Annotated in this window: 16 protein-coding genes, 1 tRNA gene and 1 pseudogene; 6 read left to right on the forward strand and 12 right to left on the reverse strand. The window is 63.9% G+C overall.

The window, feature by feature from the left end:
• Positions 1-119: 119 nt before the first annotated feature.
• Positions 120-196: transfer RNA gene (locus NKJ84_RS17430), tRNA-Pro, on the reverse strand.
• 205 nt (positions 197-401) lie between these two features.
• Here NKJ84_RS17430 and NKJ84_RS17435 point away from each other — a divergent pair.
• The gene (locus NKJ84_RS17435; protein WP_502896120.1) at positions 402-1,916 is read left to right on the forward strand and encodes a phosphomannomutase/phosphoglucomutase; all 1,515 of its coding nucleotides are present in this window, start codon (positions 402-404) and stop codon (positions 1,914-1,916) included.
• 15 nt (positions 1,917-1,931) lie between these two features.
• A pseudogene (locus NKJ84_RS17440) lies at positions 1,932-4,202 on the forward strand (AGE family epimerase/isomerase).
• On the opposite strand, the gene betB reads toward NKJ84_RS17440, so the two are convergent.
• From betB to betI, 5 genes are read right to left on the reverse strand one after another with little or no spacing between them, the layout of a single operon-like run.
• Positions 4,166-5,629 carry a betaine-aldehyde dehydrogenase gene (betB, locus tag NKJ84_RS17445; protein WP_352507457.1) on the reverse strand — a complete coding sequence of 488 codons (1,464 nt, stop codon included), beginning with the start codon at positions 5,627-5,629 and terminating at the stop codon, positions 4,166-4,168. The pseudogene NKJ84_RS17440 and the gene betB sit on opposite strands and share 37 nt — an antisense overlap.
• 59 nt (positions 5,630-5,688) lie before the next feature.
• A complete protein-coding gene (gene betA / locus NKJ84_RS17450; RefSeq protein WP_352507458.1) occupies positions 5,689-7,341 on the reverse strand; it encodes a choline dehydrogenase in 1,653 nt (550 codons plus the stop codon).
• A 3-nt stretch (positions 7,342-7,344) separates the two neighbouring features.
• The gene (locus NKJ84_RS17455; RefSeq protein WP_502900894.1) at positions 7,345-8,352 is read right to left on the reverse strand and encodes a threonine/serine dehydratase family protein; all 1,008 of its coding nucleotides are present in this window, start codon (positions 8,350-8,352) and stop codon (positions 7,345-7,347) included.
• Positions 8,352-9,881 (reverse strand): choline-sulfatase, encoded by a 1,530-nt coding sequence (betC, locus tag NKJ84_RS17460; protein ID WP_352507460.1) that lies wholly within the window; start codon positions 9,879-9,881, stop codon positions 8,352-8,354. The genes NKJ84_RS17455 and betC overlap by 1 nt, the downstream gene beginning before the upstream one ends.
• Positions 9,878-10,468, reverse strand: coding sequence for a choline-binding transcriptional repressor BetI (betI, locus tag NKJ84_RS17465; RefSeq protein WP_352507461.1), 591 nt, complete (start codon positions 10,466-10,468; stop codon positions 9,878-9,880). Before betI ends, betC begins: the two co-directional genes overlap by 4 nt.
• A 223-nt stretch (positions 10,469-10,691) precedes the next feature.
• Between betI and NKJ84_RS17470 the strand changes: the two genes are divergently transcribed.
• Positions 10,692-11,858 (forward strand): acetyl-CoA acetyltransferase, encoded by a 1,167-nt coding sequence (locus NKJ84_RS17470; protein ID WP_352507462.1) that lies wholly within the window; start codon positions 10,692-10,694, stop codon positions 11,856-11,858.
• Positions 11,859-11,884: 26 nt separating this feature from the next.
• Positions 11,885-12,889, forward strand: coding sequence for an asparaginase (locus NKJ84_RS17475; protein ID WP_352507463.1), 1,005 nt, complete (start codon positions 11,885-11,887; stop codon positions 12,887-12,889).
• Here NKJ84_RS17475 and NKJ84_RS17480 read toward each other — a convergent pair.
• Positions 12,882-14,258, reverse strand: a complete 1,377-nt coding sequence (locus tag NKJ84_RS17480) for a TIGR03808 family TAT-translocated repetitive protein (RefSeq protein ID WP_352507464.1) — start codon at positions 14,256-14,258, stop codon at positions 12,882-12,884. The genes NKJ84_RS17475 and NKJ84_RS17480 overlap by 8 nt on opposite strands.
• A gap of 91 nt (positions 14,259-14,349) precedes the next feature.
• The gene (locus NKJ84_RS17485; protein WP_352507465.1) at positions 14,350-15,135 is read right to left on the reverse strand and encodes a TetR/AcrR family transcriptional regulator; all 786 of its coding nucleotides are present in this window, start codon (positions 15,133-15,135) and stop codon (positions 14,350-14,352) included.
• Between the two features lie 434 nt (positions 15,136-15,569).
• Between NKJ84_RS17485 and NKJ84_RS17490 the strand changes: the two genes are divergently transcribed.
• Positions 15,570-15,974, forward strand: coding sequence for a class I SAM-dependent methyltransferase (locus NKJ84_RS17490; RefSeq protein ID WP_352507520.1), 405 nt, complete (start codon positions 15,570-15,572; stop codon positions 15,972-15,974).
• 143 nt (positions 15,975-16,117) lie between these two features.
• Complete coding sequence (locus NKJ84_RS17495) at positions 16,118-16,591, forward strand: GreA/GreB family elongation factor (RefSeq protein ID WP_352507466.1); 474 nt, start codon at positions 16,118-16,120, stop codon at positions 16,589-16,591.
• Here NKJ84_RS17495 and NKJ84_RS17500 read toward each other — a convergent pair.
• The 4 genes from NKJ84_RS17500 to NKJ84_RS17515 form a co-directional block, all read right to left on the reverse strand.
• Entirely contained in the window at positions 16,588-16,977 is a 390-nt protein-coding gene (locus NKJ84_RS17500) for a type II toxin-antitoxin system death-on-curing family toxin (RefSeq protein ID WP_352507467.1), read from the reverse strand. The genes NKJ84_RS17495 and NKJ84_RS17500 overlap by 4 nt on opposite strands.
• Positions 16,974-17,195 carry an AbrB/MazE/SpoVT family DNA-binding domain-containing protein gene (locus NKJ84_RS17505; protein ID WP_095496758.1) on the reverse strand — a complete coding sequence of 74 codons (222 nt, stop codon included), beginning with the start codon at positions 17,193-17,195 and terminating at the stop codon, positions 16,974-16,976. The genes NKJ84_RS17500 and NKJ84_RS17505 overlap by 4 nt, the downstream gene beginning before the upstream one ends.
• Before the next feature lie 73 nt (positions 17,196-17,268).
• On the reverse strand, positions 17,269-19,392 hold the full coding sequence (gene scpA, locus NKJ84_RS17510) for a methylmalonyl-CoA mutase (RefSeq protein ID WP_352507468.1): 2,124 nt from the start codon (positions 19,390-19,392) through the stop codon (positions 17,269-17,271).
• Positions 19,389-20,831 carry a methylmalonyl-CoA mutase subunit beta gene (locus NKJ84_RS17515; protein ID WP_352507469.1) on the reverse strand — a complete coding sequence of 481 codons (1,443 nt, stop codon included), beginning with the start codon at positions 20,829-20,831 and terminating at the stop codon, positions 19,389-19,391. Before NKJ84_RS17515 ends, scpA begins: the two co-directional genes overlap by 4 nt.
• Positions 20,832-20,916 lie beyond the last annotated feature (85 nt).

Below are 20,916 nucleotides of genomic sequence, written 5' to 3' on the forward strand. Positions count from 1 at the left end.
ATATATCGACCTGGAACAGAGAACCTTGCAGACCATCGACAACCCGTTCGGCACGAGGTTGTCACCCATGTCTTAGGTACATTCTGTTACCCATGTCTCCGGGCCGTACCTGTTTTTTCTGGTCGGAGTGGCAGGATTTGAACCTGCGACCCCATCGTCCCGAACGATGTGCGCTACCAGGCTGCGCTACACTCCGTGACCAGACCGCGGGCTTATAGCCGCCGCGTTTGGTTACTGCAAGCGCCAATGGAGACGCTTCTGTCGCATTTCTTTCGCTTTCGCCGCCACGTCATACAGGTTTCAGTTTCCTGTCGCACAAACACGGCTTAAAGGGCTTCTGGGTAACCGTCGCCTTGCCTCGAAGCACCTGATTCAGCAGCCTGGAGTTTGCAGCCTTGTCGATGAAGATCGTTAGCGATGTCAGACCAAACACTTTTGAGTTTGAAACCTCGGCACTGATCAAGCCGTCCGGGTTTCGCGAATATGATGCGCGCTGGTGGTTCGGCCATCCCGGCTCGAACGAAACGCCGGAACTCAATCTGATCGGCGTCCAGGCGCTCGGCATGGGGCTCGGCACGCTGATCCGTCGCCTGGGTGCCGGGCCCGACATCGTCACCGGTCACGATTTCCGCTCCTATTCGCTTGCCATAAAGCTGGCGCTGGTTTCCGGGCTGATGGCAGCCGGCGCACGGGTCAAGGATGTCGGGCTGGCCCTGTCGCCGATGGCTTATTTCGCCCAGTTCGCGCTCGACACCCCGTCCGTCGCCATGGTCACTGCCTCGCACAACGAGAATGGCTGGACCGGCGTCAAGATGGGCGCGGCGCGCCCGCTGACTTTTGGTCCGGAGGAGATGAGTGCGTTGAAGGCGATCGCGCTGTCCGGCGATTTCGATCTTGTCGGTGGCGGCTCCTATGACTTCGTTGCGGACTTCCGCAAAACCTACCTTGACGATCTGACAGCGGGAAAGCGTATCTCCAGGAAGCTCAAGGTGGTGGCCGCTTGCGGCAACGGCACCGCTGGGGCTTTCGCTCCCGAGGCACTGGAAAGGATCGGCTGCGACGTGATCCCACTCGACGTCGAGCTCGATCATACATTTCCCAATTACAATCCAAACCCCGAAGACATGCAGATGCTGCACGCCATTCGCGACAAGGTGCTGGAAACGGGCGCCGATGTTGGGCTCGGTTTCGACGGCGACGGCGATCGCTGCGGCGTGGTCGACAATGAAGGCAACGAGATCTTCGCCGACAAGGTCGGTGTCATGCTGGCGCGCGACATTTCGCACCTTTATCCCGGCTCGACTTTCGTCGTCGACGTCAAGTCGACCGGATTGTTCATGACTGACAAGGTGTTGCGGGAAAATGGGGCGGTCACCGACTATTGGAAAACCGGTCACTCCTATATCAAACGGCGCGTCGCCGAACTCGGCGCCGCCGCCGGTTTCGAGAAATCGGGCCATTTCTTCTTCAATCCGCCGATCGGCCGCGGTTATGACGATGGCCTGGTAACGGCCATCGCCATCTGCCAGATGCTGGATCGCAGCCCGCAAAGCAGCATGGCCGACCTCTATCGCGATCTGCCGCTGACCTTCGGCACGCCGACCATGTCGCCACACTGCGCCGACGAGCTCAAATACGGCGTCGTCGAGCGCGTCGTAGGCGATTTTCGCAAGATGAAGAACGACGGCGCGGTCTTCGCCGGCCAGAAGATCGCCGAACTGATCACCGTCAACGGCGTAAGGGTCGTGGCGGAGGACGGCACCTGGGGCCTGGTGCGGGCATCCTCGAACAAGCCGGAGCTTGTGGTGGTGGTGGAGAGCCCGGTATCATCCGAGCGGCGCCGGCAGATGTTCGAAGCCGTCGATGCGGTGCTGCGCCGCAGCCCCGAAGTCGGCGCCTACAACCAGACCTTTTGAGCGGGGCTCGTTTTCATGACCGAACGGATCGTCAGTTTTGTGATGAGTGGCGGCGTCGGCTCGCGGCTGTGGCCGCTGTCGCGCGAGGATAATCCCAAGCAGTTCCATGATTTCTCCGGCGACGGCTCGATGCTGGCCAAGACGCTGCGTCGGCTGACCGCGCGGCCGGAGGGCGAAACGCCGGTCTTCCTGATTGCCTCGGAAAGGCACGCCGACCGCGTTCATGCCGATATTGCCGGTCACGAGCTTTCCGGCGGCGGCCCGCTGTTCGAGCCGACCGGCCGCAACACTGCCGCGGCCGTTGCCCTGGCAAGCCTGCGCACCTGGTCGGAATTCGGCGACAGCCTGGTGCTCGTGGTGCCGTCCGACCATGAGATCGCGACGGCGCAGCAATTCTGGCGGAGCGTCGAAGCCGGTACCGCGGCGGCGCGCGAGGGCAGGCTGGTGGTTTTCGGCATCAAGCCCGCGCAACCCGAGACCGGCTACGGCTACATCGAGGTGGCCGGCGAGCGGGACGGCATCTGCGACGTCTCGCGTTTCGTCGAAAAACCCGATCTCGCCACGGCGCAGAGCTATCTCGAGGCCGGTAACTTCTATTGGAACACAGGCATCTTCCTGTTTCGCGCCAGCGCCATGCGCGACGCATTCATGGCTTTCCAGCCCGACATCTGGAGCGCCACCGAGGCTGCCTATCAGGCGGCGACATCAGACCTTTCGGGCCTCTACATGCCTCTGGAGCTCTATGCCGCCATCCCATCGACATCGATCGACTATGCGATCATGGAGCGCGCCAGCGGCATCGCCATGGTGCCGGCGGGCTTTCGCTGGAACGATCTCGGCTCCTGGCAATCGCTGCTCGACGTCGGCCCCTCCGACAGACAGGGCAATGTCATCGTCGGCGATGTTGTCGCCATCGATTGCGAGAACTCCTATATCCGCAGCGATGGTCGCCTCCTGTCGGCCATTGGCCTGAAGGACGTCGCCATCGTGTCGACCGCCGACGCCACTTTCGTCGCGCCGGTGAGCCACAGCCAGAATGTCAAAAAAATAGTCGAGCAGCTCGAAAAGAGCGGTCGCCTTGAGACCAGGTTCACGCCCGCCGACGATCGCGTCATCGAAAGCGGCGCCTGGCAGCGCCGCGTGCACCATTGGCTGTTCGAGGAGACGGTGCCGTTGTGGTCGACGGTCGGCGTCGATGAGCGCCATGGCGGTTTCCACGAAGCGCTCGGCTTCGATGCCGCCCCGCTGATGAAACCCAAACGCATGCGCACGCAGGCCAGGCAGATCTACGCCTTCGCCGTCGCCAAGGCGCGCGGCTGGAACGGCCCGGCCGATCGGCTGATCAGCCACGGCCTCGAATTCATGGCCAGGCACGGACGTACCGACAATGGCGGCTGGGTACGCACCCTCAACATCGACGGCACCGTCGCCGACGGCGCCGAGGATGCTTACGATCATTCCTGCGTGCTCCTGGCGCTGGCGCATGCCCATATGTGCGGCAATCCCGATGCGTTGCGGCTTGGCGAGGAGACCTTTGCGTTCATCGACGCGCATCTCGAGGACGAACGCCTGACCGGCTTCCGCGAGACCTCGAGCGGCGAGGGCGAGCGCCGCTCCAACCCGCACATGCATCTGCTCGAGGCGTTCCTGGCCTGGCATCAGGCGACCGGCGAGCGCGCTCATCTCCGCCGCGCCGCGCGCATCGTCGATCTGTTCCGCAGCCATTTCTTCGACCCGGAAAGCTGGACCCTTGGCGAGTATTTCGACCATGAATGGCGGCCGGCCCCTGGCGAGAAGGGCACCTGGACCGAACCGGGCCATCATTTCGAATGGGCCTCGCTGCTGGTCGACTTCGCCGGTCGCAGCCGCCAGAGCGACTTGACCGGCCTCGCCAGGAAGCTCTACGCGTCGGCGATCGCCAATGGCCTGAACCGCGCCACGGGCCTCGCCTACGGCGCCGTCTAGCGGCAAGGACAGCCCCGAGACCCCCGCTAGCGCAGCAGGCCGCAGGCCGCACCGATCAAGGCGGCCATAGCGCGGGACGGTTCGGGGGGTCCCGACCTGAAGCCGGAAATCGAGGCGCGGGTCGGCCGGCTGTTCCGCTGGCACATCAATCCGGCACCGCTCGGCCTGTGGATCGACCGCATCGACGAGCGTGGCCGCTCGCTGGCAAACGAGGTGCCGGCCAGCATCTTCTATCATCTCGTCTGCGCGCTGACCCAGTATCTCGACGGCACGGCCCGCAAGGATCAGTACGGGCTGGCGACATCCCCGGTCTCGACATAGACCGACTTCAGCTGCGAATAGAGTGCTAGCGCCGCGAGCGAGTTCTCGCGGCCGATGCCGGACTGCTTGAAGCCGCCGAAGGGGATTTCGACCGGCGTCAGATTGTAGGCGTTGATCCAGCAGGTGCCGGCCTGCAGTTCGGCGATGACACGATGGGCGCGCGCCAGGTCGCGGGTGAACACGCCGGCGGCGAGGCCGAATTCGGTATCGTTGGCGCGCTCGATCACCTCGTCCTCGCTGTCGAACTTCAGCACGCTCATCACCGGCCCGAAAATCTCCTCGCGCGCTATGCGCATCATGTCGGTGACACCGGTGAACACCGTCGGCTCGACGAAGAAGCCACCCTGGAAACCCTGCAGCGAAGGCACATTGCCGCCGCAGGCGAGCACCGCGCCATCCTGCTTGCCGGCCTCGATGTAAGAGACCACCTTGTCGTGCTGCGCCCTCGAGACCAGCGGCCCCATCTGCGTGTCCGGATCGAGCGGATCGCCGATGCGGATTTTCTTCGTCCGTTCGGTCAGCCTCTCGACGAAACAGTCATGGATGCCGCTCTGCACGAAGACCCGCGTGCCGTTGGAGCAGATCTGGCCGGTCGAATAGAAATTGCCGAGCATCGCGCCGCCGATGGCATTTTCGAGGTTGGCGTCTTCGAAGACGATCAGCGGCGACTTGCCGCCGAGCTCCATCGTCGCGTGCTTCATCTTCGAGCCGGCGAGCGACAGCACCTTGCGGCCGGTCGGCACCGAGCCGGTCACCGAGACCTTGGCGACGACATCGTGGCCGACAAGGCCGGCGCCGACATCGCCAAAACCCTGCACGACATTGAACAGCCCGTCCGGCAGGCCGGCCTCGGTGTAGATTTCGGCGAGCGCCAGTGCTGAGAGCGGGGTGTTCTCCGAGGGCTTGAACACCATCGCATTGCCCATGGCGAGGGCCGGTGCGGATTTCCAGCCGGCGATCTGGATCGGGTAGTTCCAGGCGCCGATGCCGACGCAGACGCCAAGCGCCTCGCGCCTGGTATAGGCAAAGGGTCCGCCGAGATCGACAGCCTCGCCATTAAAGGCGGCAACGGCGCCGCCGAAATATTCCAGGCAGTCGGCCGCCGACGGGGCGTCAGCAACCAGCGTCTCCTGGATAGGCTTGCCGGTATCCAGCGTCTCGATGCGCGCCAGATCGGCATTGCGCGCGCGCAAAATGTCGGCGGCACGGCGCAGGATGCGGCCGCGTTCGACCGGCTTCAGCCGCGCCCAGGCGGGTTGTGCCGCACGCGCCGCCTCGATCGCGAGCTCCAGCACGTTCGGCGTCGCCGAGCGCAGCATGGCGATGGTCTCTCCGGTTGCCGGATAGATGACCGGCAGCGCTGCGCCGCGCTCGTCGTCGATATAGCGGCCGTTGACATAATGCGATGCCGTTGGCTGGGCGCGCATGACTGTTCTCCAAATCGTCTTGTCGCGGCATGCGGAATATGCGTCCGCCGGATCATGGCCTATCTGTCCGACACCTGCCAGCGCGGATTGATCCATGGTTCCTGGTTGGAAGGTGGCAGCGGCGTGCGCCCGAGAATGTGGTCGGCGGCCTTCTCGCCAGTCATGATCGACGGCGCGTTGAGATTGCCGTTGGTGACGCGCGGGAAGATCGAGGAATCGGCGACCCGCAGCCCTTCAACGCCAATGACGCGGCATTCCGGATCGACCACGCTCATCGCATCATCGGCACGGCCCATCTTGCAGGTGCCGCAAGGGTGGTAGGCGCTTTCGGCGTGGTCGCGAATGAAGGCGTTGAGGTCGTCGTCGGACTGCACATGCGAGCCCGGCGACAGTTCCTTGCCGCGGTACGGATCGAAGGCCGCTTGCCCGAAGATCTCGCGGGTCAGCCGGATGCAGTGGCGGAACTCCTTCCAGTCGTCCGGATGCGACATGTAGTTGAAGCGGATCACCGGCTTCGATTTGGGATCGGGCGAGCGCAGCGTGACCGAACCGCGCGACTTCGACCGCATCGGCCCGACATGCGCCTGGAAACCATGCGCCTTGGCCGCCGCTTTGCCGTCATAGCGGACCGCGGCCGGGATGAAGTGATACTGGATATCGGGATAATCGACGCCAGCGCGCGAGCGCACGAAGGCGGCTGCCTCGAAATGGTTGGTAGCGCCGAGGCCGGATTTGAAGAACAGCCATTGTGCCCCGATCATCGCCTTCGAAAACGGATTCAGCACCGAGTTCAGCGTGATCGGCTTTGTCGATTCCTGCTGGATGTAGAGCTCCATATGATCCTGCAGATTGCGGCCGACGCCCGGCCGGTCGGCGATCACGGGAATGCCGTTCTCCCTAAGGTGCTGGCCGGGGCCGATGCCGGACAGCATCAGGATCTTGGGCGAGTTGATCGAGGACGCGGCAACGATCACCTCGCGCCGCGCTCTGACTACCTGAATCCGTTTGCGCGCTTCGATCTCGACGCCGGTGGCGCGTTGATTCTCGATGATCACCCGCCGGGCGAAACCCTTGACCAGGATGACATTTTTCCGCCTCAGCGCCGGCCTCAGATAGGCGCTCGCCGCCGACCAGCGACGGCCGCCGCGGATGGTCTGCTCCATCGGCCCAAAGCCCTCCTGCTTCGCGCCATTATAGTCGTCGGTCAGCTCGAAGCCGGCCTGACGGCCTGCCTCGACGAAGGCGCCATAGAGTGGGTTCGTCCTCGAGCCGCGCTGCACAGTCAGCGGGCCGCCATGGCCGCGCCAGCCATCCTCGCCGCCTGCGCTGTCCTCCATGCGCTTGAAATAGGGGAGCACGTCGGCAAACCCCCAGCCGGCCGCGCCCTGTTCGGCCCAGTGGTCGAAGTCGCGGGCATGGCCGCGCACATAGACCATGCCGTTGATCGAGGACGAGCCGCCGATGACCTTGCCACGCGGCGTCGCCAGCACGCGGCCACCGAGGTGCGGCTCGGGCTCGCTGGCAAAGCCCCAGTCGTAGAGGCTCATATTGAGCGGGATCGACAGCGCCGACGGCATCTGGATCAGCGGCCCAATATCGCTGCCGCCATATTCGATGACGATGACCGAATGCTTGCCCTCCTCCGACAGCCGGTAGGCCATGGCCGAGCCGGCCGAGCCGGAGCCGATAATGACGAAATCCGCTTCAAGCATGGTTCATGCGCGCCCGTGGTTCATATGCGCAATGAAATCGGCCAGCGAGACGTTGCCGCCGGTTGCCACTACGAGAACGGTCTTGCCGGTCGCGTCGACCTTACCGCCGAGCAACGCCGCCAGCGAAGCAGCGCCGGATGGTTCGAGCACCAGCTTCAGCCGCTCGAAGGCGATGCGCATGGCGCGCCGCACCGAGGCATCGTCGACGGTGACGCCGCGAACGCCGGCCGCCTTCACCGCTGCGAACGGCGCGTCGCCCGGCCGCCGCGACATCAGCCCGTCGCAGATCGATTTCGGCCCGATCGGCATGGTTTCGATGGCGCCATGCGCCAGCGACGAGCCCATGCCGTCAAAACCTTCGGGCTCGACGCCGATGATCTCCGTGGCGGGCGACAGGTAATGGAAGGCCAGCGAAACGCCCCCGATCAGGCCGCCGCCGCCGACTGAGCAGAACAAGAGATCGGCCTCCGCTTGCCTGGCGGCGAGCTGGTCGAGTGCCTCCAGCCCGGCACCGGCCTGGCCGGCGACGATCTCCGGATCGTCGAACGGGTGCAGCAGCGCCAGGCCTTCGCTCGAGGCGATCTCGCGCGCCTTGGCGGCGGCGACTTCCTCACGCGCGCGCTCGCCATGGTCAGTCAGCACCACGCGCGCGCCGTAGCCCGATGTGGCGTCGCGCTTGGCGGCCGGCGCGTCGATCGGCATGACGATGGTGACGGGAATGCCAAGCGCTTCGCCTGCCGCCGCCAGCCCTTGCGCAAAATTGCCGGAGGAGTAGGCGACGACGCCCTTTTTGGTTTCGTCAGGCGAGAGCTTCTTCAGCCGCCAGTAGGCGCCGCGCACCTTGAACGATCCGGCCCATTGCAGCGATTCGGCCTTAACGAAGACGCGGGCAGCGCCGGTCTCGCGGGCGAGTGCCGCCGATTCCAGCAGCGGCGTGACCTGCGTTGCCTTGGAGGTGACGGCATAGGCCTGCCTGAGATGGTCGAGCGAGGGGACGAGACGGTCTGCCATCATTTGCCTCGCGGAAAGCGCTTCTGCTCTTCGAGCAGGTCGAGGTTCATATGGTTGCGCATGTAGCGCTCCGATGCCTTCTGCAGCGGCTGGAATTCCCAGGGATAATGGGTGCCGTTGCGCAGCGCCGGGTAGACCACCCAGCGGCGTGCCTGGCTGGCACGCACCGCGGCATCGAACGCCGCCATGTCCCAACGCGCCCGCACCTTGTCGGTGAAAGCGGCCACCAAAGCCGCATTGGCCGGATCGGCGGCGAGATTGGTCAATTCCCGCGGATCCGATTCAAGATCAAACAGTTGCGGCGGATCGATCTCGCAATGGATGAATTTGTAGCGGCCCTCGCGCATCGCCACCATCGGCGCGTTGGAGCCTTCGGCGGCATATTCCATCAGCACCGGCGCGGAGCGTTTCTTTCCGTTCAGCAACGGCAGCAGCGACTGGCCGTCGGTCCACGGCGCAATCGCGCTGATGTCGATGCCGGCGAGATCGCAAAGCGTCGGCGTCACGTCGAGGTTGGAAACCGGCGTCTCGATCAGCCCGGCGTGTACGCCCTTGCCGGCGATCATCAGCGGCACCCGCGCCGAACCTTCGAAAAAGCACATCTTGAACCACAGGCCGCGCTCGCCGAGCATGTCGCCGTGATCCGAGCAGAACAGGATGATCGTATCGTCGAGCATTCGCGTGCGCTCGAGTACCGACAGCAATTCGCCGACCTTGTCGTCGAGATAGGAGATGTTGGCGAAATAGCCGCGCCGTGCGCGGCGTATCTGCTCAGCGGTGATGTCGAACCTGTCATAGTCGCTGGCGCGGTAGAGCCGCTGCGAATGAGGGTCCTGCCTGTCGTAAGGAATGAAGCCGACCTCGGGCTCGAGCGCCGGGCAATCCTGGTAGAGGTCCCAGTAGCGCCGCCGTGCGACGTAGGGATCGTGCGGATGGGTGAAGGAAACCGTCAAGCACCAGGGCCGATGTGCGGCATCGTCGGAGACGCGGGCAAAATCGTAGAGCTTCTGCACCGCATGGAAGGCGACCTCGTCGTCATATTCCAGCTGGTTGGTGATCTCGGCGGTACCGGCGCCGCTGACGGAGCCGAGATTGTGATACCACCAGTCGATGCGCTCGCCGGGTTTGCGATAGTCGGGTGTCCAGCCGAAATCGGCCGGATAGATGTCGGTGGTCAGCCGCTCCTCGAAACCGTGCAACTGGTCCGGCCCGACGAAATGCATCTTGCCGGAGAGGCAGGTGTGATAACCTGCGGCGCGCAGATGATGGGCAAAGGTCGGGATCGAAGACGCGAATTCGGCGGCGTTGTCATAGACCCCGGTGCGTGACGGCAACTGGCCGCTCATGAATGCGGCGCGGCCCGGCGCGCAGAGCGGCGAGGCCGTGTAATTGTTGCAAAAACGCGCCGAACGCGCGGCGAGCGCCTTCAGATGCGGCGCGTGCAGGAAGTCCGCCGGCCCATCCGGAAACAGCGTTCCGTTGAGCTGATCGACCATGACGATCAGGATGTTGGGTCGCTTGGATGTCACTGCTTCTGCCGTCCGCTGAGCTTCGTTTCGAGATAGTCCTCGACCAGTGCAATCGCGGTCGCGGCATCGGGAACACCGTCCTTCAGCGCGCGCCTGATATAGAGCCCGTCGATCAGCGCCGCGGTCGCTTCGGCGACCCGATCGGCCTCGCTTCTCGGCAGGATGCCGGCCAGCCCGCTGAGCAGATTGGAATGCAGCCGGCGCGCATAGACCTTGAGCAGCCGGCGGAGTGCTGCCGATTTCTGCGCCTCGACATAGAAGGCGAGCCAGGCGGCGATCGTTTCGGGCTGGAACTGGATGTCGGAGAAATTGACCGCGACCACCGCCGAGACGCGCTGGCGCGCCGTGCCGGCCGCGCGAAGTGCGCAGCGCGTATCGGCGGTGAGTTCGCTGAGGATGTGCCGCATCGTCGCCAACAGCAATTCGTCCTTGACGCCGAAATAATGGTGGGCAAGCGCCGAGGACACGCCGGCGCGCCCGGCGATTTCCGACATCGTCACATCAAGCGAACCGCGCTCGCCGATCGCCGAGATCGTTGCGTCGATGAGCGCCCTGCGGCGCAACGGCTCCATTCCGAGTTTCGGCATTCCTGCTCCGGCCTGTTGGGACAAGATTATTTTTTATTGACGCATCAATCAACAAAAATCCAGCCTGATTTGCTGGCAAAAGCCAGGCACTATGACCAGATGATCAAGATCAAGCGATTGTGCGGTTCTGGCCCCTTCACGAAGCCGGCGGAACGGTTCATGCTTGAACAATGCTGAGGCGGGCCGCGACATACGTTGCCCGGCCCGCAGGATGGAGGTTGCCATGACAGCATGCATCGTCGGCTGGGCGCATTCGCGCTTCGGCAAGCTCGAAGGCGAGACGCTGGAGAGCCTGATCACCAAGGTGGCAGTCGAGGCGCTCGATCATGCCGGCATCGGTCCGGATGACGTCGACGAGATCGTGCTCGGCCACTTCAACGCCGGGTTTTCCGCCCAGGATTTCACCGCGAGCCTGGTCCTCCAGGCCGACGACCGCCTGCGCTTCAAGCCGGCGACCCGCGTCGAGAACGCCTGCGCCACCGGCTCGGCGGCGGTCAGGCAAGGCATCCGCGCCATCGACGCCAATGCCGCCCGTATCGTGCTGGTGGTCGGCGCCGAGCAGATGACGACGACGCCCGGTCCCGAGATCGGCAAGAACCTGCTCAAGGCCTCGTATCTGCCGGAGGACGGTGACACGCCGGCAGGCTTCGCTGGCGTCTTCGGCAAGATCGCCCAAGCCTATTTCCAGCGCTACGGCGACCAGTCGGATGCGCTGGCGATGATCGCCGCCAAGAACCACAAGAACGGCGTCGACAATCCCTACGCGCAGATGCGCAAGGATTTCGGCTACGAGTTCTGCCGGCAGGAAAGCGAAAAAAACCCCTTCGTCGCCGGTCCGCTGAAGCGCACAGACTGCTCGCTGGTGTCGGACGGTGCCGCCGCGCTTGTCCTTGCCGACACGGCCACGGCGCTGAAGATGCGCCGCGCCGTCGCCTTCCGCGCCAATGAGCATGTGCAGGATTTTCTGCCGATGTCGAAGCGCGACATTCTCGCCTTCGAAGGCTGCGAGCAGGCCTGGAACCAGGCGCTGAAGCAGGCGGGCGTGACGCTCGGCGACCTGTCCTTCGTCGAGACGCATGACTGTTTCACCATCGCCGAACTGATCGAGTATGAGGCGATGGGCCTGGCCAGGCCGGGCGAGGGCGCCAAGCTGGCCCTGGATGGCGAGACGGCGAAAGATGGAAGGCTGCCGGTCAATCCGTCTGGCGGGCTGAAGGCCAAGGGCCACCCGATCGGTGCCACCGGCGTATCGATGCATGTGCTGGGCGCGATGCAACTCGTCGGTGAGGCGGGCGGCATCCAGGTGCCGGGAGCAAAGCTCGGCGGCATCTTCAACATGGGTGGTGCCGCGGTCGCCAACTACGTTTCCATTCTCGACCGGATCAGATAAACCCGCCCGCATTTGCGGGAGGTGACATGACAAATCCGGTTCTGGTCGAGGTCTTGCGCGGCGCTCTCGTCGAGAGCGCCCATCGCGGCGCTGTTGCCGTCTTCGACGCCGACGGCAAGCCGGTCTGGGAGATCGGCGACACGGCACAGCCGGTGTTCCCGCGTTCGGCGGTCAAGGCGATCCAGGCGCTGCCGCTGGTCGAGAGCGGCGCTGCCGATGCCTACGGCTTCGGTGACCGGGAGCTGGCGCTGGCCTGCGCCTCCCATTCCGGCGAGCCGCCGCATGTCGAGCTGGCACGCGCCATGCTGGCGAAAGCCGGCCTCGACGAGACGGCACTCGAATGCGGCGCGCATTGGCCGTCGAGCCACGGGGCGACGCTGGCGCTTGCCCGCGCCGGCCGTGCGCCGAACACCTTGCACAATAATTGTTCCGGCAAGCACTCAGGCTTCCTATGCACCTGCGTTCACAGCGGCATCGCCCATCGTGGTTACGTCGAGGCTGGCCATGCCTCGCAGGAGATGGTGCGCGAAGCGATGCAGGCGGTGACCGGTGCTGCCCATGACGCCGATCACCGCGGCACCGACGGCTGCTCGATTCCGACCTATGCCGTGCCGCTGCGCAGCTTTGCCCTTGGCTTTGCCCGCATGGCGACAGGTGCCGGCTTCGAGCCGGTGCGCGCCCGGGCGGCGAAGCGGCTGCTTTCCGCCTGCATGGCCGAGCCGTTTTTCGTCGCCGGCACGGGCAGGTCCGACGTCGCGATGATGGAGGCCGCGCCGGGCCGGATTTTCGTCAAGGGAGGCGCCGAAGGTGTTTTTTGTGCAGCCGTTCCGGAGCTTGGCCTTGGCATCGCGCTGAAGTGCGACGATGGCGCCGGCCGCGCCGCTGAAGTGATGGTCGCAGCCGTGCTGGCTAAGCTTTTGCAAGCCGACCAGGCGCTCGCAGCGAAACTGACCGAACAGGCAAATCCGCCTATCGAAAGCCGGATCGGCGCCAAGGTCGGCGCGCTCCGGCCGACGGCCACCCTCAACTGACGTGGTTGCGCTCGACGGTCAAATGCGCGTAGCCGGCATTGCCTGATGCGGCGAGGTCACCGGTCACTCGCTCGGCCCAGCGTTGGCCGACGATCGCGCCGTTCTGGACTCGGTCGATGACATTGTCGGAGATGATTGCCGTTCCGGCACCTTCGACCACGGTCACGACGATGCCGGTCCCCGCCTTGCGGACGATGTTTCCCGTGGCGACCACATTGCGCATGAACGGTCCCCAGCCGATCTGCATGCCGTAGAGCGGCGCATTCTCGACGACATTGCCGGAAACGGTGGTGTCGGCCTCGACGCTGATGCCGACGCCGAAGCCGGGCGCGTCCGCAGGGTAGGGACCGCTGGTCGACAGATTGCGGACGATGTTGCCGGAGCACACGCCCATGCGGCCGCCTTCGTTGAAGTTGACGATCGAAATACCGTTCGCAGCACCATCGACGATGTTGTTGCCGATGACGGCGCCTTCGAACGAGAATTCGGAATACACGGCCGTCTCGCCCGAACGCGAGCAGGTGTTGCCGGTGATCTGCAAATTGCTGGAACTGTTGGCGCGGATCGCCGAGAACGCGCAATCCGAGACAATATTGCCGGAGATGATGACATTGCCGGCGCGGAACGCATTGATGCCGTTGCCGTTCTGGCCGGTTCCGCCGCTGCGCGCCTGGATGCGCTCGATCCGGTTGCCGCTGACGATGGTGCCGTCTTCCGCTGCCTGCCAGCGGTGCACGAGAATGCCGCCATTGGCGCAGTCGGAGACGCTATTGCCTGATATTTCCAGGCCATCGGCCTCGACCGAATAGATGCCGGCATCGGCCGCACCGGATATCTCCGAGCGCTCGATGCGGCCCGAGGCATGTTCGAGCGCCAGACTGTTCTTGCCGCTGCCGGTCATCTGGCAGTTGTCGACGACCAGATGGGCGATGCGGCGCAGATCGAGCAGGCCTTGCGTGTAGTCGCCCATCCAGCGGTTGCTGCCGTCGAACACCAGCCCGCTGAGTTCGATATGCTCGGCCCGTTCGGCCATAATGAGATGGCCATTGCCACCATAGACGATCCGCGATGCGCCCGGCACGCCGGACAGGCGCACCCGGCCGGGCAGCGACAGGTTGGAAACGATATAGATCCCCGGCGGCAGGAACACCGGCATGTCGCGGTCGTGCGCGTCGCGCAGCAGCTTGGCGAAAGCCTTGCTCTGGTCGTCAAGCGCGCCGGGCCGGACGCCGAGCTCGGTCGCGTTGATCGCCCCGCGCATCGCGGCTTTCTCGATGCCGGCCAGGTTTTTCGCCGCTGCTTTGCCGAGCGAAATCCCCATGACGGCAAAGCCGGCGGTCTGCGCAAGCAGCGTTCGTCTGTTCAACATCGGCACAGATCCTTGCGTCCAACGCTCACGCCGCAGGATTCGTGCCAGACTAGCCCGGTCGAACTCGTGGTGAAAATCTGACGCTTGGCCCCTATTCGATCCTCGTTGGCTCAGCGATCACCGCATTTACCCCGTTGAAGGCAAGTTGCAGGAATGTCTGGTCGATCTCCGCGGGGGACAGCTTCGTATCCCTCTCAAGCCACCAGTGCATCACTTCAAAGAACGCGCCAACGATGAAGCGTGTGGCGATCTCAAGTCTGGCCCCGCCTTGATCACCTTGGATATTCGCCAACTCATGGCGAACCTGCCTGCTTATCCAGCCGCGGATCTCTTCTGGCATTTCGCGCTTTTTCCCGCCCATCAGCGCACGGTGCATCTCCCGCGTGGCAAGAGCATGCTCGAACACCGGACCGCTGAAGGAAAAGCCCTTGGCGTTTCGCTGCGAATAGCGTTCGGCACCGTGCGCCTGCAAGGTCTTCAGATGGTCGTCGATCGTTGCTTTCCTCAAGCGGTCCTTGTCGGGATAGTGTGTGTAGAAAGTCGAGCGGCCGACATCGGCTTCCCTGCAGATATCCTCGACCGTGATCGCCGTATATCCCTTCTCGGCGGTCAGTCTGAAAAGCGCCTGCTGCAGTCGGCTGCGGGTCCTGGCGACCCGACGGTCGATCGGTCCGGCTGGCATCGGCAACATCCTTTTCCGGCCAAAGGACACCAAATCGTCCAGTATTGGGCGCGTCGGTGCGATGTGGCCAGTAAAACTGATACTGGACACACTGTCCAGTATCCTATGCTCTTGCGGAAGGCCCAGCGCGATGCCCGGCTGGCCGGAGATAAAGCAATGCACCAACGTCTTTTCGGAACAATAGTCGGAGGGCATGCGTTAGTCGCGCTCGTCAAAGTGGCCGTGGTGCTCGCGGCATTTTTCTCGTTGGGACAGGCAAATGCGGTCTTTTCCTTGGGAGTTCCCGTCCTCCTGCTTCATGCTGGTGCACTCGTCGTAGTCGCGAGCTTATTGATATGGCAAAGCGCTCACGGGCGGCTGTCCGGAAAGGACCGCAGACCGGCCGCCGGCGAGGAGAAGGCGCTGCATGTCGGCATCACGCTTCATTCCGCCGCCCTGTACGATATGCTGGCGTGGCTTCTGACCTTCGGTCGCGAACGTGCTTTTCGCGAAAGGATATTAAGCTTTGCGGAGCTGAAGCCGGGAGAAGTGGTCCTGGATGTCGGGTGCGGCACCGGCACCACCGCGCTCCTTGCCAGACAAAAGTGGCGCCGGAGGGGCGCGTGCACGGCGTCGACGCCTCCGCCGAAATGGTTGCGCGCGCGACGGCAAAGGCCCGGCGAGCCGGGCTACAAGTCGGGTTCTCGACCGCCACCGCTCAGGAACTGCCTTTCAAGGATGGGGAATTTGATGTCGTCCTCAGCACGCTGATGTTCCACCATCTTCCAAAGAAGGGCCGCGAGGAATTCGGCAGAGAGGCCTTCCGCGTCCTGAGGCCGGGCGGTCGTGTGCTTATCGTCGATTTTGCGAAACCGCCGCGCCAGAAGAGCACCTTTCGGCTCCACCGGCATGGTTACGTCGATTTGGACAAAGTTGCAGCGGATCTCGGCCGGCACGGCTTCAATATCGTTGAGCAAGGCGACGTCGGAACCAAGGGGCTCCGCTACCTAGTTGCGCAACCGGACCTTAGCCTTGCGGCCCTCGAAGCGCGATAGTGCGCCAAGTTGAGGCATTCGCATGGCCAGCTTTACACCCCAAGCAGCTGTCTAATCTCGGGTACTGAACCCCAGATCTTCACCATTAGCCTCTTCATCAGCAATGGCTTGTGGAGTCGCCATTCCAAGCCTAAGTTCGTCAGATGAGCAGGGCCTTCACCCGCGAGGAAGACAGCGAAAACGCCATCGCCGGCATCGGCGAGCGGCCGATCAGCCATCACCGCAATCTGGTCACGGAACGCGGCATGGCGCTGATCGATGCCGAGGTGGCCGCTCTGCGCGACGAACTGGGCAGAGCCGAGAAGAGGGCCGACCGCGAGCGCATCGCGCTGGTGTCGCGTGATCTCCGCTATTGGACGGCGCGGCGTGAAAGCGCCGAGCTTTCGGTGCCCGAACCGGGGAGCGACCTGGTTCGTTTCGGCATGGGTGTCACCCTGGAAAGCGACGACGGCAAGAAGGTGCACTGGAAGATCGTCGGCGAGGACGAAGCCAATCCGGGCAAAGGGACAATTTCCCATATGTCGCCGATGGCGATGGCGCTGTTCGGCAAGAAGGTCGGCGAAGTTGCCGTGGTCAACGGCAAGGAATGGGAGATCGTCAAGCTCTCCGACAGTTAGTCTTCGAGCTTGACGACATGATCACGGAAGAACGCCGCGGCGCCGGCCTCGTCGATTTCGCCGGCGGCGACGCCGATGACGAATTCGTAAAGCATGCCGTCATTGGCCGACAGGGCATAACCATTCACAATCAGAAATGCGCCGGCCGCGACAATGGCCGTGCGTTTGTTGCCGTCGACAAAGGCATGATTTCTGGCAATACCGAAGACATAGGCGGCTGCGAGTTCCTCAACCGACCGGTCTCCGTAGTTGGCCTTGTTTTCGGCGCGAGCGCCCGCCGATTCGAGGGCATTTTCATCCCTCAAGCCTTGTGCTCCGCCGTGTCGGCGCAACTGCTCCGCGTGCATGGCTTCGACTGCACGCCTCGTCAGAAACTCCCAGCTCATTCGGCGAGCTTCTGAAGCGCGACCTTGTATTTATCCATCACCTCGCGGGCGGCTTTCATTTGCCGCTCGAAGCTGTCGTCCACCGGCTTCAGCGCAAGACCGTCACCTGTTTCAACGATTTGAAGCTGGTCGCCGGCCTTCAGGTTCAGACGATCGAGAAGCTCCCTCGGCAGGATCACGCCTTCGGAATTGCCGATCTTGCGAATGGTCGTGTTCATGGTGAGGCATCCTGTTGCAACGCTGATTATAACGCAGTGTGTTTCTTGTTACAACAGACATTATAACAAGGCGTCAGCCGGCCTGCAGCAGCCGGTCCATCAGCCGCTCCGCCGCTTCCGGGATGACCGTGCCGGGCGGGAAGATTTCAGTGGCGCCTGCCTGCCGGACTGCGTCGTAATCCTGCGGCGGGATAACGCCGCCGGCGACGATCAGCATGTCGTCGCGGCCCAACTTCTTCAGTGCAAGCTTGAGTTCGGGAATGAGCGTCAAATGGCCCGCAGCCAGCGACGAGGCGCCGACGATGTGCACGTCATGCTCGACTGCCAGTCTGGCGATCTCGTCCGGCGTCTGGAACATCGGCCCGACGGTGACGTCGAAGCCTAGGTCGGCAAAGGCGGTGGCGATCACTTTCTGGCCGCGATCATGGCCGTCTTGCCCCATCTTGGCGACCAAAATGCGCGGCTTGCCGCCGGACCTCTCCTCGAACGCGACGATCTTGTCCTGCAGCCGGTCGACCACGGGATTGTCGCCGAGCGCGTTGCGATAGACGCCGGAGATCGTCTGCACCGAGGCGACATGGCGGCCGAAAACCTTTTCCAGCGCCAGCGAAATCTCGCCGACCGTGGCGTTGGCGCGTGCGGCCCGGATGGCGAATTCCAGCAGGTTTCCGTTACTCCTGGCAGCACGGGTAAGCGCATCGAGCGCGCGCTCGACGGCGGCGACGTCACGCGTACCTTTCAGCCGCTGCAGCTTCGACAATTGCCGTGCCCTGACCTCGGCATTGTCGATCTTCAGCACGTCGACTTCGATGTCCGTGCCGGGACGGTGGGCATTGACACCGACCACGATCTGTTCGCCGGAATCGATGCGCGCCTGGGTGCGCGCGGCAGCCTCTTCGATGCGCAGCTTCGGTAGGCCCTTTTCGATCGCCGCGGCCATGCCGCCGAGGCTCTCGACCTCCTCGATATGCGCAAGCGCACGCGCCGCCAGATCATGTGTCAGCCGTTCGACATAGGCGGAGCCGCCCCACGGGTCGATAATGCGCGTCGTGCCGGATTCCTTCTGCAGGATGAGCTGTGTGTTGCGGGCGATGCGGGCCGAATGGTCGGTCGGCAGCGCCATTGCCTCGTCGAAGGAATTGGTGTGCAGCGACTGCGTGTGGCCTTGAGTGGCGGCCATCGCCTCGATCATGGTGCGGATGATGTTGTTGTAGGGATCCTGCGCCGTCAGCGACCAGCCCGAAGTCTGGCAATGGGTGCGCAGCGACAGCGAGCGCTCGTCTTTAGGCGAAAAGTTCTTCAGCATCAGGCTGGCCCACAAAAGGCGCGCTGCTCTCAGCTTCGCGACTTCCATGAAGAAATTCATGCCGATCGCCCAGAAGAAAGAAAGGCGCGGCGCGAAACGGTCGATGTCGAGGCCGGCCGCGACGCCGGCGCGCGCATATTCGATACCGTCTGCAATCGTGTAGGCGAGCTCGAGGTCCGCCGTCGCTCCCGCCTCCTGCATGTGGTAGCCGGAGATCGAGATCGAATTGAACTTCGGCATGTGCTTCGACGTGTAGGAAAAAATGTCCGACACGATCCGCATCGAAGGTTTTGGCGGATAGATGTAGGTGTTGCGCACCATGAACTCTTTCAGGATGTCGTTCTGAATGGTCCCAGTGAGATCCTTCTGCGCGACGCCCTGTTCCTCCGCCGCCACAATATAGAGCGCCATGATCGGCAGCACCGCGCCGTTCATCGTCATCGATACCGTCATCTCGTTAAGCGGGATGCCGTCGAACAACTGGCGCATGTCGAGAATGGAATCGATGGCGACGCCGGCCGTGCCGACATCGCCGGCGACGCGCGGATGGTCGCTGTCGTAGCCGCGGTGCGTGGCGAGATCGAAGGCGACCGACAGGCCCTTCTGGCCGGCGGCAAGGTTGCGCCGGTAGAAGGCGTTGGACTCTTCGGCAGTCGAGAAGCCGGCATATTGCCGGATCGTCCAGGGTTGCTGGACATACATCGTCGGATAGGGGCCGCGCACGAAAGGCGGCAGGCCTGGATAGGTATCGAGGTGCGGCAAGCCCTTGAGATCGCCCTGGTTGTAGAGATGCTTGACGGCGATGCCTTCCGGCGTCATCCGCTGGCCTTTGATCTCGACCGGCGCCCGCCGTGGCGGCGACCAGGCGATCTGGCTGAAATCCGGGATCATGGCGCGGCTCCGATCGACTGATCGATGCGGATCGGAAATAGCGGCTCGCACACCGCAACGCCTTCGGTGAAGGCAGGCCGCCGCTCCGCCGCCAGCGTCTCGACCGGACGCTCGGTCTTCGACGGGTGCAGCGTCGTGCCGACGATCGCCCGTTCGCCCGCCTGGTAGGCTGTGTTGCGACGGGCGGAAGCTGCCTGGACGCGCCTCTGGATGTGGCCTTGCTCAAGGCTGGTCAGCACGCCGCCTTCCGCCTCGATCTGCTGGAACTCCTGCCAGGCCGCCGCGCAGAGCTCCGCAGTCAGCGCTTCGACGGCCCCCGAACCGCAAACCGGATCGGCGACGTGGTCGATATTGCTTTCATTGGCCATGATCAGTTGCGCGTTGCGGGCAACGCGGCGGGCAAAACCCGCGGGCAGGCCGTGCGCGATCGTGTGCGGCAGGATGGCGATCGAATCCGCGCCGCCGGCGGCAGCCGCAAAAGCGGCGATGGTGGTGCGCAGGATGTTGGTTTCCGGGTCGGCCGCCGTCATCATCCGGAAGGAGGTTTCGGCATGGACGCTGGCGCTGGAGGGCGGTATCGAGCAGGCCTCCTGGACACGCGCCCACAGCCTGCGCAACGCCCTGACCTTGGCCGTCGAAACGAACTGGTCCTGGTCGACGCTGAGCGCAAAACCGATATGCGGCGCCGCGTAGACGAGCGGCTGGCGCGCCTTCTCGAACAGCCTCAAATAGGAGACGGCCGAGGCGAGCATGGTGCCAAGCTCCTGCGCCTCGGTGGCGCCGGCATTGTGGAATACCCGCCCGTCGGCCTCCAGCAGCACGCCGGGCACACCCATCGAAAAGAAATGCGCCAGCGATTGCGGCATCGAAGCCTGTAAAGCCTCGATCGACATGCGCAGCCTGCCGGTCCCGGCAAAGATCGCCGCCGGATCGATGCCGAAGGAGAGGTTGAGCTTTGCCGGGTCGGAGCGGCGCTTGGTCAAAAACGCCACCAGCCAGTCGGCCACGGCACGGCTCCAGGGATGGGCGTCGATGCGGACCTGGACGCGGTTGAGCGGCACGCCGTCGAGCACGCCCTCCAGCGCCTCCGCCGTCCTCGGCAAGCCATAGCCGAAGGCGTTCGGCGCACCCTCGAAGACAAGCGACAGTCCGGTGGCACCCTGCGCGACGTCTTCCAGCGCCTGCGCACTGGCGCGGCCTATGTCCGGATCGTCGATGCGCTGGCTGACGATCCACGGTGATCCCGGGTTGGCGCGCACGACAGGCTCCGCCGTGACCGAACGCTCGTAGAGCGGCTCGATGCGGATGGCGTCGTCTGTATGCGAGACGAGCTTTTCCTCGAAGGACCCGCCGGCCAGCGCCTTCTCCGCCAGCGCCAGCCATCGTTGCCGGTCGGCGTTCGGAAGTTCGGCATCCTGGGTCAAGGCACCGGCGCCCATCGGTTCTCCTCGTTCTAGCGGCCGCAGCGGCCGACTATGTCAGTCTACGGTCCCCGGCCCGATATCACAATGCAGCACACTTGCC

This window comes from Mesorhizobium sp. M0048 (assembly GCF_040323405.1).
Classification (GTDB): Bacteria; Pseudomonadota; Alphaproteobacteria; order Rhizobiales; family Rhizobiaceae; genus Mesorhizobium.